Source organism: Bacteroidota bacterium, assembly GCA_041658205.1.
Taxonomy (GTDB): Bacteria; Bacteroidota; Ignavibacteria; order UBA10030; family UBA8401; genus UBA8401.
In genome coordinates this window covers 2,239,918-2,258,509 of sequence record JBBAAO010000001.1, presented here as the reverse complement: position 1 = coordinate 2,258,509, position 18,592 = coordinate 2,239,918, and the positions used below count along the sequence as shown (strand labels likewise).

Genomic DNA, 18,592 nt, shown 5'->3' with positions numbered 1-18,592 from the left:
GAAAAGGCGGACAATTGTCCGCCTTTTTTATTTTATATGATATGTGAAGGAAAACCCACGATAATTGGGAGCAATGATGGGTTGAAACGAAATTTCGTTCTCTTTTTTTCTATGGATGTATGGTATTACATATCCAATCGTACTTCCTACCGCTGCACCAACGACGATATCAGAAATAAAATGTGCCCCTGAAGTAACTCGTAAAATAGAGACCGTTGAAGCCAGTCCGATTGCACCCCCCCATATATACTCTTTATATTGAGTATCAGGATAATAATCCAAATAGACATTGGCAAAGAAAATACTGGTGGAGAAAGCCCATGTGGCATGCCCTGAAAAAAAAGAACGACGGGATTCACCATCTTGCTTATCGGCAAGAGATGCACTGTTTCCATATACATAGGGTCGGATCCGTTTCACTCCGCCTTTGCCGTACGAGGGAGTGAATGTGGAAAATAATACGGTTTCCAAATACATGGTGGAAATAGTACCAAAATCATTTCGAATTTCTTCGTCAAGAAAAAGGGCAAATGGTGATACAATAGCAGCTCCGACTAAAACATCACTTATTTGAGATTGAGTTTTCGAAAAAGTTCCTGCTGTTATTCTGTCAATCGGATTGATATCATCCTTATTCAAAACATTAATTTCTGCGATGGTCAACATTGGAACGGAATCATCAATTGCCGACGCAGTGAACGCGACAATAAAAGCAGAACCAAAAGTGATTCCATCAGTTGTCCAATGAAGAGAATAGGGGCCATTTTTTGAAAGCGTCTCTTGACTGAAAGATGAAACGCAAAGTGATAGGAGACCGACTATAGTGATTATGATGGGTTTCATTTGTAAACAAGTTTTGAGTAGAAAATTTATATGAGTTTTCAATTTTCATTATCAATTAATAAAAATTTGTCATCGAAAACTAACGGATTCATAGGATTTCACAACTTTTTAAGGAAGAGGATACTTTTTTTAAAAAAGTTCTTGACAATTAATTTTTTTGGTGGTAAACTATTAAAAATGTAAACGTTTACATTGTTCCACTCAAAAGCACATCCTTATGAGATATAATCCATAAGAATGTAAAGGTTTTCACTCTAAGCGCATGCGATATAGCATAATAGATGTGGCGAAAAAAGCAGGTGTTTCGATTGCTACCGTTTCAAGGGTATTAAACGGTAGCGACAAGGTCAAACCGGAAACGCGTGACAAGATTCGCTCTATTATAAATCAAATGAAATACGCTCCGAGTCCAGCGGCTCGTGGATTAATAATGAGGAAAACCGAAGCTATCGGTTTACTTCTCCCGGACCTTCATGGAGAGTTCTTTTCGGAAGTTATTCGAGGTGCTGACTCGAGTGTACAAGAGCAGGGGTATCATCTCATCGTATCAAGTTCTCACAACGATCCCAAAGAGATTGAAGCTGCTCTCCGTTTTATGAGAGGGAGAGTTGATGGATTGGTGGTCATGTCTCCGCAAGTTGAATCTGAGATCCTTCTTACCAACCTACCCAAAGGTCTACCAGTTGTACTTCTTAATTGTCAAATCAACAACCCGCATTTTGACACTATTGTGACCGATGGATTTGGCGGTGCCAGAGACATGGTATCTTATCTTTTAAGTATCGGTCATACCAGAATAGCTGTTGTAAAAGGGGGCGAAAATAATTTAGAATCACAGGAGCGTTTACGCGGTTACAGGGCGGCCTTTACGAATCAAGGATTACCATTCAACAAAACATTTGAGTTCGACGGAGACTTTACCGAAGCATCCGGATATGAAGCAGCACGTGAAATTCTGAAATTACAGGAACGTCCAACAGCTATTTTTACGTTCAATGACTCCATGGCGATTGGTGCTATCGGTGCCATTCGTGAAGCTGGATTACGGATTCCTAACGATATTTCTGTTTGTGGATTCGATGATATTCCGGTGGCAAAATATTTAAGTCCTTCTCTTACATCTGTCCATATTCCTATTCATGACCTTGGTGCGATGGCGATCTCTCGAGTATTTGACAGATTGCAAAAACGAACAAAAGGGGACGCAGCACACATCTTCGTTCCAACAACATTATCAATCAGAAATAGTTGTAAAAAAATTAATGGCATAACTCACGTTGGGAAAGAGAGCACTAATGGATAATGTGAATTTGGTTCTTCGTAACCCGGGTGAGTATGATCTTCATCTTGAAAAGATAATCAGTATCAATACAATATATCATGCAACATTAAATCCCAAATCACTAAACATTAAAAGGAGTTGAACGATGAAAAAACTATTGTTGCTTTTTGCATCGATATTTGCAGGTCTTATCTCGACTGCAAATGCTCAGTTGCTGTTGCAAGAGAATTTCAGTTATCCGGCAGGAGATTCAGTACTGAGTCATGGATGGCAAATAACCGGGACATCCCTCACAAACCCTGTAAAAGTTGTCAATGGCAGTCTGATCTATTCCAATTATGCCGGTTCGGGTATTGGAAATGCTTCAAAAGTTGATTCAACTGGACAAGATGTATGTATAGGATTTACTTCTCAGACTTCCGGGACAATCTTTGCATCGTTCCTTGTGAATGTTGCTGCTGTGCGAAATGGTGCTCCATACGTTGGAGATTATTTTTTCCATTTGACACAAGTAGTAGGAAATACTTCTGCATTTTCACCGCGGCTCTTTGTGCGTCCCGCGGATAATGGAAAGATAGCATTTGGAATTAGCAAAACTTCTATTTCCGCTGCTATCCCCCCGACATTTACAGATTCAATCTATAATCTAAATACAACATATTTGCTTGTAGTAAAATATCTCTTCAATACAGGATCGACGACAGATGATGAAGTCAGTCTCTTTGTCTTTTCTAATTCGGCATTTCCTCAGGAAGAACCGTCTACACCATCTGCAGGTCCTGTGTCCACTACTCAAACTGATATTGCTGCCATTGCTGCAGTCAGCTTGCGTCAGGGAACAGCAGGCAATGCACCTACATTACTTGTTGACGGAATTCGTGTTGGTAAAACTTGGAAGGATGCCGCTGCAATTAATCCCTTCGACAATCCTGCATCAATGCCAGTAAAGAATGCAGAATCAGTTACTGTCGACGGCAAATTGGACGAACCAGCATGGGCGAATGCACCCGCGCTATTGTTTGGCAATGGTGCCTTCTTAAAGAAACAGGCTGGTGATCAAACGGTGAGCGGCGGATTTGATGTCAAAGCATCATTTGACGTCAATAGCGTGAAATATTACATCCCAAACAAAGACAGTTCGTGGGCAAGAGTAAAGTTCTTGCGCAAAGGTCCGGATCTTTTTATTGGTGTTCAATCCAATGATAAATCCATCTGCCGATTTGATTGGGAAGGCGAAGGTCTCTTTGTTCAGATTAAAGATACTGCCGGCGTGACAAAAGAATACAAGTTGTATTATCAGAACATTGCTGGGAACAAAGACACAGTTAAATACGAAGAAAGCGTTTTGAATTCGGGTTCTGGCGCGGGATTTTTACCGTCCGGTTCTACAGCGAATGACACCACAAATGTTGACAATGGTTATTCCGTGGAGTTACGAATACGCTTAGATAAACTTGGATATAAATTACCGCTCAATAATATTCAAATTTCAATGAATATTTTCGATCCGGATGGATTTCAATTTAATGCAGCAACGCCGGTGCCTGGTTATAGTCAATGGGATAGCGCACGCGGTTCCTATTATAAATCATGGTGGGGCAGTGAATGGGGTTCAAGTTTTAAATCTTTAACATTTACGCCGGAACCGATAAAGTACGATGATCCTGCCGCAATGCTAGTAAAGAATGTGGGAGCAGTAACATTAGACGGAAAATTAGATGAACCGGAATGGGGCGGCGCACCTTCGTTGTTATTTGGAAACGGAGCGCACTTACGAAAACAAGGAATAGATCAGACGGTGACCGGCGGATTTGATCTTAAATCATCGTTTGATGTAAACTCAGTTACATATCATATTCCGAACAAAGATAGTTCGTGGGCGCGAGTGAAATTCCTTCGCAAAGGTCCGGATCTTTACATTGGTGTACAATCCAATGATAAATCGATCTGTCGGTTTGATTGGGAAGGTGAAGGATTATTCGTTCAGATAAAAGATACAGCAGGAGTGACCAAAGAGTACAAGCTGTACTATCAGAATATTGCTGGAAATAAAGATACCATTAAATACGAAGAGTCTATTTTGAATTCCGGAGGAGGTGCGGGATTTTTACCAGCCGGATCAACTGCAAATGATACGACCAATGTCGATAATGGTTATACAGCTGAACTTCGAATACGGTTAGATAAGTTGGGATATTCGTATCCTTATAAAAATGTCAAAATATCGATGAATATATTCGATCCGGACGGATTTCAATTTAACGCAGCATTGCCTTGGCCGTATGGTATGAATCCGTGGGATAGCGCTCGCGGTTCCTATTTTAAATCGTGGTGGGGTAGTGAATGGGGTTCGGCTTTTAAAATGTTGAACTTTGTTCCTGAAGTAAAAGAATACGATGATCCACCAACAATGTTGGTGAAAAATGCGGAAGCAATATCGGTAGACGGAAAGTTAGACGAACCGGAATGGGGAAATGTACCTTCCTTATTATTCGGGAATGGTGCGCATTTGAGAAAACAAGGAGTAGATCGAACGGTCAGCGGAGGATTTGATTTAAAAGCGTCATTTGATGTGAATGGCGTAACATATCATAATCCAAACTTAGACAGTTCATGGGCAAGAGTGAAAATGTTGCGCAAAGGTCCGGATCTTTTCTTAGGAGTGCAATCGAATGACAAATCCATTTGTCGATTTGATTGGGAAGGGGAAGGATTATTTGTACAGATTAAAGATAAAGCAGGAGTAACGAAAGAATACAAATTGTATTATCAAAATATTGCGGGAAATAAAGATACAATCAAATATGAAGAGAGTGTCTTGAATTCAGGAAACGGCGCGGGATTCTTGCCTTCCGGTTCAACCGCAAATGATACAACAAATGTAGACAATGGTTATACTGCCGAACTACGCATTCGTTTGGATAAATTAGGATACACAGCGCCATACGACAGTGTTCTTATATCGATGAACATTTTCGATCCGGACGGATATCAGTTTAATGCGGCATTGCCTTGGCCGTATGGTATGAATCCTTGGGATAGTGCACGCGGTTCATACTTTAAATCATGGTGGGGCAGTGAATGGGGATCGAGTTTCAAAAAACTGAACTTTGTTCCTGTGGTGAAAGAATATGAAGATCCGCCAATGATGGCAGCTGCATATATTGGCAGCACAGTAACACTTGACGGAAAATTAGATGAACCGGAATGGGGTGGTGCTCCTTCCTTAATATTCGGAAACGGTGCACAATTGAAAAAGCAAGGTCCGGATCATACGGTTTCTGGAGGATTTGATTTGAAAGCCGCGTTTGATGTCAACGGGGTAACATATTATAATCCGAATAAGGATAGTTCGTGGGCACGTGTGAAATTCTTGCATAAAGGTGTTGATCTATATATTGGAGTCCAATCAAACGATAAATCTATTTGCCGATTCGATTGGGAAGGTGAAGGTCTCTTTATTCAGATTAAAGACAATGCAGGAGCAACAAAAGAATACAAGCTCTATTATCAAAACATCGCAGCGAACAAAGATACAATCCGTTATGAAGAAACAGTATTGAATTCCGGTGCCGGTGCAGGATTTTTACCCACAGGTTCTACGGCAAACGATACTCTGAATGTGGATAATGGATATTCGGCAGAACTTCGAATTCGGTTGGATAAATTAGGATATGCTGCCACGGTTAACGAAGTCCAAATTTCCATGAATATCTTCGATCCGGATGGATATCAATTTAACGCAGCATTGCCTTGGCCGTATGGAATGAGTCCTTGGGATTCGGCACGCGGTTCATACTTTAAATCATGGTGGGGAAGTGAATGGGGTTCAAGCTTCAAAAAAATAAAATTGCTGCCGGCGTTCGATAGTCCCGACACAATTAAACCATTTGTCTCTACAACGGCAATTACACTTGATGGAAAATTAAATGAAACTGATTGGGCAAATGCACCGACACTCGTGTTTGGACCACCCAATCTTCCAAAAAGCGGTACCGAAAAATCAGTTACCGGCGGTTTTGATTTGAAAGCGTCGTTTGATGTGAATGGCGTTACGTATCATATTCCGTATATCGATACAAGTATCGCACGAGTTAAATTCTTACACCGCGGAAGCAATCTGTACCTCGGTATTCAATCAAACGATAAATCCATTTGCCGATTTGATTGGGAAGGTGATGGAATGTTCCTGCAGGTAAAAGATAAAGCAGGTGCCACAAAAGAATACAAGTTGTATTATCAGAACATTGCGGCAAATAAAGACACCATCAAATACGAAGAAACTGTTTTGAATTCAGGTGCCGGTGCAGGATTCTTGCCGTCCGGTTCTTCCGCAAACGATACAACCAATGTGGATAATGGTTATACTGCTGAACTGATGATTAAATTGACCGCATTAGGATTTACAGCCTCAACCAGTCCGGTGTCATTTCAAATGTCCATGAATGTATTTGATCCCGATGGATATCAATTTGACGCTGCAAAACCTTGGCCGTATGGTATGAGTCCTTGGGATAGTGCACGCGGTTCCTATTACAAATCATGGTGGGGCAGTGAATGGGGTTCAGCGTTTAAGACTGTGCTTTTGTCAAGCATTACCGGTGTCGATGGCAGTGATCTCGTGCCGGTTGAATATTCATTAGCGCAGAATTATCCGAATCCATTCAATCCATCAACAACCATTCAGTATTCAATTCCTACTGCAAGTCAGGTGGTTTTGAAGGTCTACAATATGATTGGCCAAGAAGTTGCAACGTTGGTCAACCAAGAACAAAACATTGGTAATTATCATGTCTCCTTTGATGCAAGCAAACTGGCGTCTGGAATTTATATTTATCGAATTCAGGCCGGTACGTTTGTTCAAACAAAGAAAATGATGTTACTGAAATAACAGTCACCATTGCTGCCGGAAATTCCTTTCAAAGAATTTTCGGCAGCATTTTTTTACAAAAATAGGAATAACGTATGGTTCAAACATTCTACAAAATAGTGACGTGTGTAATTTTGATTTCGTTGATGAGTGTTACCCAGCCAAAACGAACAGATGCAATTTGGGCCAGGACAGCTCCAGCTGGATCTCTTGTTGTTGATGGAAAATTGAATGAGGCAGCTTGGTCGAAAGCGGAATCTCTGTACGTGCAGTATGGAAAAAGCGCCGGACTTCCCGGAAGCGGATATACTGCAGAAACCGGAACAGTGTTCGATTCCACTCGCGCTTGGGTAAAATTTCTTGTGATGGGAGACTCTCTCTATCTTGCCTTTACGGTGAAAGACAGTTCGATTGGCGGTGGAAATTTTGGTGCTGCTGATGCCATCATTTTCAACATTCGTGATAAAAGTGATTTGAAGCAACGTCCGGCACCTTCTGGTGAATTTCTTTACGGTTGGATTAATGAATCATGGATGAATCCCGGTGCGGTCACCGCGGTCGGTGGTCCTCCATCAACTGGACCGACAGGGAAATATACAATAAAAGATTTTGAAACGGCTACAACTGTTCAAGGAATAACCAATACGGATGCAAAACCGGATACGGGTTACACTGTGGAGATGAAGATCAACATCAAAAAATTGGGTTACAACACAGCAGATCCGAACGGTGATATCGTCATGTTCAATGTTGCATTTCGTGATGTTGACTGGTTTTTTCCGGTACAGGATTGGGTAACATTTAGCAGAACATGGTTACAAGGTCCTTGGGCAAATGTCAGTAACAAGAATTTTCTCAGAATTCATGTCCGTCCCGATATCACAACAGCATCCGGTGCCGCTCCGAAGTTGTTGCCGGAATATTCTCTTCAAAACGGCAAACTCATGACGTCTCCAACAATCGACGGAAAACTTGATGAAGCGGTCTGGGGAAAGATACAAGGAATTGATATCCGATTCGGTGATAACAAAATCCGAAATGCGTATGCGAGCGTTGGACCGTTTGCGAGCGGTGAGTTTCAACCTCCCGTGAATGGCGGAAAAGCAACGGTGTTTGATTCTTCAAAAGCGAATGTTAAAATGTTCTTCAAAGGAAACACATTGTATGTTGGTGTTGATGTACAAGATCAAGCAGTACAATTTCTCGATGTATATGACCGATGGGATGGTTTTATGATCACCATGAATGGAATGGGAAAAGATTATCAAAACCAGACCGATCATGATCAGATACCAATGAAGTTAACAGTGATTGTGGGCAAAAACGGTAAGGATAGTTTAAAAGATTATTATCCGAAATTTCGCGATTCACTGCATGGAGCTCAAATTGCACTGACACTCAAACCAAACACCACTCTTGATACAACGGGCATCGATGAAGATGCAGGATATCAAATAGAACAAGCTATTGATTTAACAAAAATGGGTTATCCCTCAGGACTTGGAGATGGTGTACTCTATTTAGGACTAACGCTATTTGATGGTGATTCCTATAATCCCTCATCATTAAGTTATGGCACGAGAACCTGGTGGTTTAGGGAACATGAAGGATTTGCAGCAGCTGCTTATGTATATATGGATACCACACTGTTGATTACCGGTGTCGGTAAAACAGTAAACAATGCATTGCCGACGGAATTTATTATTCTCGGTAATTATCCTAATCCCTTCAATCCATCCACAAATATTAAATTTAGCTCACCGACGGATGGAAGAGTAACATTATCAGTGTTCGATATTCTTGGCCGAAAAATTTCATCAACTGACATTGGAGAATTTCAATCTGGCCAGCATTCGGTTCCGTTCAATGCTTCGAAGTTAAGCACTGGTGTTTATTTTTACCAACTTCATTTACACAGCGGTGTGACCGGAAAGGAATTCGCAACTCCGTTTTCCAAGATGGTCTTGCTGAAATAATCAATTTCTATCCATGAGAGAGAGCCCGACTCTCTCTCATGTTTTATGATCAGCTCAGTATGTCGTTCCACTGGTATTCCATAGATACAAAGCAACGATCGACGCTCAAAACATAAATTCATCTCACATGAAAACGATGTTTACAACGCACCAATCACCCGTCAAGACGTTATGGATTTTCTATTTCGTTCTGTTATTCCTTCCAACAATTTTATCGGCTGGTTCATCGGGGAAACTAACCGGGCATATCGTCGATAAAAAAAGTAATGAACCTCTGATCGGGGTCAATATTATTATTCAGGGAACAACGATGGGATCGGCGACAGATTTTGAAGGGTATTTTGTCATCATCAATATTCCTCCTGGTACCTATGATGTTCGGATGAGTAGTGTCGGGTTCGGTTCAAAAGTCGTGAAAGGAATTGAAATCAGTTCCGAACAAACGACAACCCTTAATGAGAATCTATCAGAAGAAGTGATCGTTGGTTCGGAAGTGGTTGTGATTGCTGAAAAACCAATAGTAGATACGCGGCAAACAAGCGCCGTATCAATCATGAGTAAAGAACAAATTTCTCTTTTACCTGTTCAAAATCTCCAGGATATAGTAAACTTACAAGCCGGCGTTGTCGACGGACATTTTCGCGGTGGACGAATAGGAGAAGTTCAATATCAGGTAGATGGAGTGTCAGTAAATAATCCTCTGACAAATGCGTCGTCAGTTTCGTTGGATCGTTCAGTGTTGCAGGAAGTGCAGGTGATCAGCGGTACTTTTGATGCGGAATATGGACAAGCAATGAGCGGCGTGGTGAACGCCGTACTGAGAAGTGGTTTTAATGACAAGCTTGATTGGTCTGCCGAATCATATATCGGCGATTACGTCGGCATCGGTAAAGTTTCCAAATATCCCTATCTGGAACGGATCAATCCGTTGGCAATCCAAAGTTATCAATTTGCTTTGAGCGGACCGACAGGAATTTCGAAAACAACATTTCTCTTAAGCGCTCGCAGATATGCTTCGGATGGGTATTATTTCGCTACCCGCAAGTTCAATCCTACCGATACGTCGGACTTTAATACGAAGAAATTTTACCCTACCGGAGATAACAAACTGATTCCGCTGACCTCGAATGATGAATGGTCCGGTCAAATGAAATTATCCAATGCATCATTTCAAGGAATGCAGATCAGTTATCAGGCTATTTTTAATCTCACCAATAACAGAACATATAGTTCAAATCTATTTAATTACAGATTGAATCCGGATGGAATAAAAACTCCGCGATTTTTTTCTATCGTACATGGTTTTGATTTCACACACATGTTGACGGAAAAAATATTTTATACAGTCAATCTTCGGCAAAATATTATTGACTACCGCGATTATAAATATGAAGATGTAAACGATCCGCGATATTATCAGGCGAAACAGCCGCGCGGCGATGCAGATTACGCCAATGGAGCGATTATACAAGGTGTTGATCTCGGCCGTTATATCGAAAAAACCACAGTGAATATCATTAAAACTTCTATCACCGCGCAAGTGACAAACATTCATCTGGTGAAGGTTGGTGCTGAATTACAATTGCCGGATATTACCTATGGAAATCCTGGGGTGATTGATCGCGATAGTGTTACCGGTGCGTTACATGCGTATGTCAACAGTCCGCTCTTTCCGCCGCCACAAAATTATACGCCAGTATCATTTTCGATGTATGCTCAAGACAGGGTCGAATGGAAAGATATCGCTGTCCGTGGCGGTGTGCGCATGGAATATTTTGACGCAAGCACAACCATACCAAGTGATTTGCAAAATCCGGCAAATGCTATTGTTGGTTTCCCGACTTCAAAGCCAAAAAAGACATCTGAAAAAATTGCGATTGCTCCAAGACTAGGAATCTCCTATCCCATCATGGTGAATGGTTCGATCTATTTTTCTTATGGACATTTTTATCAACTTCCTGCCATCAATCAATTTTTTTCCAATTCTGATTACAGTATTCTGAAGGATCTTGCAAATGGCGTGAGCTATTCCGTCCTTGGTAATCCTGATCTTCGTCCTGAGTTCACCACTCAATATGAGTTTGGAATGAAAATGCAGCTGAACGACAACTTTGGGATTGATGGAAGTATGTTCTATAAAGATATTCGTGATCTGTTGGGAGTTGAATTTATTGAAACGTATAACGCCGCCAAATATTCCCGGCTGACAAATGTTGATTTCGGCAGTGTCAGCGGATTTACACTTGCGTTGGATTTTCGCAGTGGTTCGTTGATCAACGCGTCGCTTGATTATTCAAACCAATTTGCGCTGGGAAATTCGAGCAATCCGTCAGAAACGGCAACGCGCGCGGCAGCGGGAAAAGATGCAAATCCCCGCGAAGTGCCGTTTGAATGGGATCAGCGACACACACTCAACGGAAATGTATCATTGCAAGAACAGAATAACTATTCCATTACTGCTATTGCAAGGTACGCGTCCGGACAACCATATACGCCGCTCATCGGATCTGGATTTGGTGCTGATCTTGAAAATAATTCGGGTAGAAAATCAAATGGTATTGTTGTTGATTTGAGGGGTGAAAAGAATTTTCTTCTTGATGGAATTCATCTCAGCGCATTTATCCGCATCTTCAATGTTTTTAATGCTTCATTCTTCAATGGTTTTGTGTTTACGACGACTGGAAGTCCTGACTATTCACTTTCGCCGGTATCGGACAGGGTGACATTGACAGATCCCGGACGGTATAATTCTCCGCGAAGGATAGAAATAGGTATTTCAATTCGAGGGTCTTCATTGATTGACTAATGTTTATAAACAATATTCTTGTATGATGAAACGATCATTTGTAATTCTGCCGTACGCGTTTGCCGTACTTCTTGTCTGTCAGGAAATTCTTCCGCAGACGATATTGTTTCCCGTTGTGCCAAAAGAACGGCGGGGGAATTTCAGCTTTGAACGAGCAGGAACGCACGATGCCAATAATATCCGATCGACCTTTTTGAATTTCGGCATGGTAGGTGACTATCCAATCGATCCAATCAACGTTGATCTTAGTACATTCCATTCCGTTGAAGTACCAAAAGGGGCTGGTATGAATTATAGCGACGGTATCACACCATTTGTTTTGGCAAAGATCAAAAAATCGACAAACGAATTTGATTGGATTATGGAAACCGGATTTCGCGAACGCCAACAAAAAATTATTGGAACACTGCGAGATATGCGATTTGAACCGCGCCCAGGATATTTTCAATCGGATGTTTCGATTAATCGAGACCGTTCTCCGGCGATGAGTCATCTTCCAAGAACGTGGCCGAATGAATGGATTGATAAACTAAATGATATTTCGGATCCGGGTTGGAAAAATGATGGACTTGGACCTAATGGTACAGATTCGGATCCATCGACTGCGACATGGAACGGATATTTCGGAAAACGGATTGTAGCCGATCAAGAAAGTTTCTTTGTTCTGGATGATGATGAATATAGAATCCCCGCCTTTACTGCCGATTTTCGCGATTCGTCACGCCGCGGTTTGGGATTACGTATTGAAACACGCGGATTCCAATGGTCAAATCCCCAAGCAGGCAATGTTATATTTTGGCACTACGATATTTCGAATGAAGGAACTACGGACTACCTCGACAATATTATCTTCGGTCTCTATATGGATTCCGGTGTAGGTGGTTCCGCCATTGGATGCGATCCTTTGCCTGAATCGGATGACGATAATGCTTTCTACGATAAATCCTTTGGATTGAATCTCGTTTATACATGGGATTCATACGGTCACGGTAAGAGTTTGGTGAATAATTGCGGAAAGACCGGATATCTCGGTTATGCCTATTTGGAAACACCCGGGAAACAGGATGATGTCGCCGATAACGATGCTGACGGTATTACCGATGAAAAACGAGACGGAAATTCTGGTCAAAAGATTACCGGACAGCAGAATATTTTGAATTACATCAATGCAAATTATGACCGGACAAAATTCGAAATTATTTATGGACCAGTCACATCGCGACCAGCATATAGAGACAGTGTTTGGTTCACCGGTGATGAAGATATGGATTGGTCAGCGCGATTTCATGATACAGGTACTGATGGAATTTTTGGGACGAATGACGCGGGTGAGAATGATGGAAAACCATCTCAAGGAGAAACGAATTTCGGGGAAACCGATCTGCACGAATCTGATCAGATTGGTCTCACGGGATTTAAAATTAATCGCATTGCACCGGGAAAATCAAATCCCGGCGGTGAAACAGATGGAATTGTATTCTGGAATGATCCGGGAAGTCAAAAATTTTGGCCAAAAGAATTGTATGAACAATTTACCGCAGACAATGGAAAATTACCGTTCGGTCCATCGTTAGCTCTGGATTATAATATCGGATTCCTATTTGCTTCCGGAACCTTTAAACTCCCCGCCGGCAGTCGCGAACGTTTTAGCCTGGCATTGGCGTACGGTAATGATCTGTATGATCTGCGAAAAACAGTTTCTGTTGTGCAGCAGATTTACAATGCTAACTATCAATTTGCCACGCCGCCGCCGCGCCCAACGCTGCATGCGGAATCGGGCGACGGTGTTGTGAGACTTTCATGGAATGATATTGCTGAACGAAGTATCGATCCGATTTCATACAAAAATGATTTTGAAGGATATAGAATCTATCGAGCCACCGATCCGGAATTCCGCGACATCAAGGTGATCTCCAACGCACAAGGAACCGGACCGATGGTTTTTGGAAAACCTCTTGTTCAATTTGACGTTGTGGATGATATTCAAGGATATTCGAATCTTTCTGTTGATGGCGTGCAATACTTCATGGGTAATGAGTCGGGAATTCGGCACAATTTTAAAGATACAACCGTGGTAAACGGACAGACATATTTTTATGCTATTGTTGCCTATGATTATGGAAACGACTCTCTCGGTTTTTATCCTTCCGAAAATGCCGTTTCTGTTTCTCGAACGGTAAGAGGTGGAATTATACTCCCACCGAATGCCGTAGAAGTACGTCCAGAACCAAAAGTTTCTGGTTTTGTACCGGCACAAACTAGTTCTGTGTTTCACACGAAAGGGAATGGAGTCGGAACGGTTGACATGGAAATTGTAAATTCTGACCGTGTACCAAATAACAGGACGCTGGTTTTGAGATTCAAAAATTCTGTCACCTCTGATATTCGATCCGATTATTATGAATTAATTGATAGTGCAAACGGGACTACCTATATAGATCGAGGAACAGATTTGGATGGCAAAGGAAACGGTCAAGTCGGTGCCGGTATCAAACCGATCATAAAGACACAATCACTTTCAACAATTGATACCGCCGGAACTGGATTGTTAGCGGGGAGCGCTGCTAATTTTAAATTTAAGATGCTGTTTGAAGCAACAACGTCTGTCAAACCGGAAAAAATGCGACCAATGTATCCGAACGATATTCGCATTGAATTCAGCAACGCAATTGTTGACACGTCATTCCGTTTTAATCCCGGCTCTTTAAAAAACCGTCCTTCAAAATTCAAAGTGTATGCGGTGAAAGAGGATGGATCGTTGATGAAATTGCGTTATACATTCTATGACAGCAATAATGATAGTACACTTAGTGCACATACCGAATTCATCAATATTCTTGATACAAACACACAACAGAATCTTCCGGGATTGCCGGATGTCATTTGGACGATCTCTGTTGACACCACCGGTCAATATATACGCGGGCCGGTCGTAAACCCGCAACAAGGAGACGTGTTTGTTCTTCGTTTGAAACTTCCATTTCATGCAAAGGATGAATTTACTTTTTACACTACTGGTCAACGTGTGGACGCCGCCAAAGCCAAAACAGATTTTACGCAGCAACCATATGTTGTTCCAAATCCATACGTGGGGGCAGCTAGTTTTGAACCGGAAAAATTTGCTATCTCAGGACGAGGGGAACGGAAAGTGGAATTCCGCGGGATACCGATGAATGCAGTCATCCGCGTCTATACTGTTAAAGGCGACTTGGTGCAAACGCTCCGGCACGACGGATCGAATGACGGAGTTGTTGCATGGAATTTACGTACTAAAGATAATATGGATGCGGCACCAGGATTATATATTTTCCACGTGGACGGCAATCAAACCGGCACACATGTGGGAAAATTTGCTATCATTAAATAATTTCTTTCACCGATATGAACAAACAATTTCTCTATCTTATCTCAACCGGTCTTATTGTGTTGCATCTTGTTTCAGCACAGACAAAAACCGGTACGACGATTGGACAATTTCTTCTGATTGAACCAAGCGGAAAAATATCCGCCATGGGCAATGCCGGCGTGGCACAAAGCGATGAAGCAATGGCATTGTATTATAATCCCGCCGCACTTGGACACATGACAAATTCCGGTGCACAGTTTACTCACAATACATGGTTTGCAGGTATTACACTGGATTATTTTACTGCTGCATTACGCATAACGGAGAACAGTTCAATGTCGATTTCAATGTCGTCATTAAATTCGGGAGAGATACCGGTACGGACTGTGGAACAACCGCTTGGTACCGGCGAACAATATTCCGTTGCAGACTACTCTTTTGGAATCGGTTTTGGACAAAAGATTACCGATCGATTCTCCGCCGGAATACAATTATCGTATGTGCAAGAAACAATTTGGCATTCCAGTTTGTCGGTATTTGCTTTTAATTTTGGGACATTGTATCAAATCAGTGATGATGGACTGCAGCTTGGTGCCAGTCTCTCGAATTTCGGCATGCGCGGAAAATATAACGGAAGAGATCTCCGAATTCGATATGATCTTGATCCGACACGAAATGGAGACAACAGCAGTTTACCTGGGGAACTGATCACGGAAGAATTTTCACTGCCCGTGGTCTTTCGCGTTGGGTTCGGTTATCCTGTAAAACTCAATGAAAATAATGAATTGTATTTTTCCATCGATGCATTCCATCCCAGCGATAATTCTGAGAGTATCAGTTTTGGCGGTGAATATAAATTTTTGAATTCGTTTGCATTGCGTGGGGGATACCAACATCTTTTTCAAACCGATTCTGAATTGGGCTTAACATTTGGCGGAGGGATTGAATGGGAGATTGCCCAATATATTCTGCATATCGATTATTCATGGATTCAGCATCAACGTCTTGGTGATACACAACGGATGACCGTTGGCATGGAATTTTAATAACGTTCATTGGAATTACTTAAAAAACTACTGTGAAAAATTTTAAAACAAAGTACGGCTACTTTGCCAAACAGGGTAAAGAATTTGTTATTACCAATTATAAGACACCTCGTCCATGGATAAACCTGTTGACGAACGGAGATTATGGAGCAGTCGTTTCTCAAACCGGAAGCGGGTACAGTTGGAAAACAAACGCGCAATTAAATAGAATCACACGATGGGAGCAGGATTTAGTAAAAGATGAGTGGGGAAAATATCTCTATCTCCGTGATGATAAGAGCAAAAAATTCTGGTCGGCAGGTTGGAAACCTGTCTGTTCAAAACCAGATTTTTACGAAGTACGTCATGGTGTTGGGTATTCTAAGATCACATCAAGGAATAATGGGATCGAAAGCGAGATGTTGATGTTCATTGCTAATGATGCACCAGTTGAGATATGGAAGGTGACGTTAAAAAATACTTCGAAGAGTGTAAGAACTCTTTCGCTGTACACCTATTTTGAATGGAATCTCGGTTCCGCTCCGGATTGGCATCGTGAATTTCATAAATGTTTTCTGAATACGGAGTACGATGCTTCGCAAGGAGCAATTTTTGGGACAAAAAGACTGTGGGAAGTCCCATCTCCAAACGGTCATTGGAATCGCGAATGGGAATATGTTGCGTTCCATGCCTCAAGCATAAAACCAAGTTCATATGATTGCGACAAAGAATCTTTCATGGGAATGTATCAAAATCAGCGCGCTCCGGTATCGATGGTAGAAGGAAAATTGAAACGCCAATCGGGTAATTCATTGGATGCTATCGGCAGTTTGCAGGTGAAAATCCGGCTGAAAGCAAATGAATCAAAAGAAGTTGTCTTCATCCTCGGCGCGACCGAAAATAAAACAACTGCGAAAGAATATATTAAACACTACACATCGGTTAGCAATGTTAACAAAGCATTCGACGAAATGCAGAAGAAATGGGATTCATTGCTCGGAACAATGGAAGTGAATACGCCAGATGAATCCATGAATATCATGTTGAATACATGGTTGAAGTATCAGACGATTGCGGGGCGATTGTGGGGGAGGACGGGATATTATCAGACCGGCGGGGCGTTTGGTTTCCGTGATCAGCTACAGGATAGCCAGATTTTTCTCCCTATTGATCCATCGCAAACGAAAAAGCAGATTTTGCTTCACGCACGTCATCAATTCAAAGATGGACAAGTGTATCATTGGTGGCATCCTCTTTCCGAAGTCGGGTTACCGACAGAAATGACGGACGATCTGCTTTGGCTTCCATACGTTGTTGCCGCATATATACAAGAGACGAATGATTTTTCCATTCTGAATGAACAACAACCGTTTTTGGACGACGAGACCGATGTCTCGTTGTATGATCATTGCATTCGTGCAATTGAAAAAGTTTATACACGTATGAGCAGTCGCGGGTTGCCCTTGATTGGTGCAGGTGATTGGAATGACGGACTCAGTGCCGTCGGGTTACAATGGAAGGGTGAATCGATATGGCTTGGACAATTTCTGTATCGAATTCTTCTAGACACAATACCCATGGCAGAAAAAATGAACGATTTCAATCGAGTTGATCTCTATCAAAATCGTTCGAAGAAATTACGTGAATCACTGAATATGAATGGCTGGGATGGGAAATACTATTTTGGCGCCACAAAAGACAATGGTGAAAAATTGGGAAGTCAGTCGAGTCCGGAAGGGAAGATATGGCTGAACACACAGACGTGGTCCGTCATCAGTGATGTGGCTGATGAACAACGGGCTCATCAAGTGATGGATGTTGTCGAACATTCGTTGGAATATAAAGCAGGAACCGTCCTGGTGTATCCCGGTTATGCAACACCCGATACGAATATTGGATATTTAACACGATATGCTCCCGGAATGAGAGAAAATGGCGGGACCTATACGCATGCCGCTACCTGGTCTATCATTGCACACGCAAAATTAAAACGTGCGGAGGCGGCATTCCGCTCATTTTCAAAGATCAATCCTATTATTCGTGGTGCTAAACCAGATGAATATGTTGCGGAGCCATATGTCACTCCTGGAAATATCGACGGGCCGGATTCACGGTTTTACGGCCGCGGCGGTTGGACATGGTATACCGGTTCAGCTGCATGGTTATTTAAAGCAGGGACAGAATGGATTCTTGGAATTCGTGCCACACGCGACGGTTTGCTTGTCGATCCATGCATTCCGAAATCATGGAAAGAATTTTCTGTGAAAAGAATTTTTCGCGGGACCACATATCACATCACTGTAAAAAATCCACAACGCGTTTCCGGTTCAGCCAAAAAAGTGCTGGTCGATGGGAATGAATTTCCAGTTGAATGTGGAAAATGTGTACTTCCGCTTCTCGACAATACGAGCGAACACATTATTGTAGTTACTCTTGGCAAATAA

8 protein-coding genes are annotated in these 18,592 nt (G+C 41.9%); 7 read left to right on the top strand and 1 reads right to left on the bottom strand.

Annotated elements, in window-relative coordinates; all coding sequences use genetic code 11:
- Nucleotides 1-27: 27 nt before the first annotated feature.
- The gene (locus WDA22_09175; GenBank protein ID MFA5833636.1) at nucleotides 28-843 is read right to left on the bottom strand and encodes a phosphatase PAP2 family protein; all 816 of its coding nucleotides are present in this window, start codon (nucleotides 841-843) and stop codon (nucleotides 28-30) included.
- A 430-nt stretch (nucleotides 844-1,273) separates the two neighbouring features.
- On the opposite strand from WDA22_09175, the gene WDA22_09170 reads away from it, so the two are divergent.
- From WDA22_09170 to WDA22_09140, 7 genes are all read left to right on the top strand, one after another.
- The gene (locus tag WDA22_09170; GenBank protein MFA5833635.1) at nucleotides 1,274-2,146 is read left to right on the top strand and encodes a substrate-binding domain-containing protein; all 873 of its coding nucleotides are present in this window, start codon (nucleotides 1,274-1,276) and stop codon (nucleotides 2,144-2,146) included.
- A 124-nt stretch (nucleotides 2,147-2,270) separates the two neighbouring features.
- Entirely contained in the window at nucleotides 2,271-7,016 is a 4,746-nt protein-coding gene (locus WDA22_09165) for a T9SS type A sorting domain-containing protein (protein MFA5833634.1), read from the top strand.
- Nucleotides 7,017-7,090: 74 nt separating this feature from the next.
- Nucleotides 7,091-8,971 carry a T9SS type A sorting domain-containing protein gene (locus WDA22_09160; GenBank protein ID MFA5833633.1) on the top strand — a complete coding sequence of 627 codons (1,881 nt, stop codon included), beginning with the start codon at nucleotides 7,091-7,093 and terminating at the stop codon, nucleotides 8,969-8,971.
- 127 nt (nucleotides 8,972-9,098) lie between these two features.
- A complete protein-coding gene (locus tag WDA22_09155) occupies nucleotides 9,099-11,777 on the top strand; it encodes a TonB-dependent receptor (GenBank protein ID MFA5833632.1) in 2,679 nt (892 codons plus the stop codon).
- A 25-nt stretch (nucleotides 11,778-11,802) separates the two neighbouring features.
- The gene (locus tag WDA22_09150) at nucleotides 11,803-15,144 is read left to right on the top strand and encodes a hypothetical protein (protein MFA5833631.1); all 3,342 of its coding nucleotides are present in this window, start codon (nucleotides 11,803-11,805) and stop codon (nucleotides 15,142-15,144) included.
- Between the two features lie 14 nt (nucleotides 15,145-15,158).
- A complete protein-coding gene (locus tag WDA22_09145; GenBank protein ID MFA5833630.1) occupies nucleotides 15,159-16,169 on the top strand; it encodes a PorV/PorQ family protein in 1,011 nt (336 codons plus the stop codon).
- 32 nt (nucleotides 16,170-16,201) lie between these two features.
- Nucleotides 16,202-18,592 carry a glycosyl transferase family 36 gene (locus WDA22_09140; GenBank protein ID MFA5833629.1) on the top strand — a complete coding sequence of 797 codons (2,391 nt, stop codon included), beginning with the start codon at nucleotides 16,202-16,204 and terminating at the stop codon, nucleotides 18,590-18,592.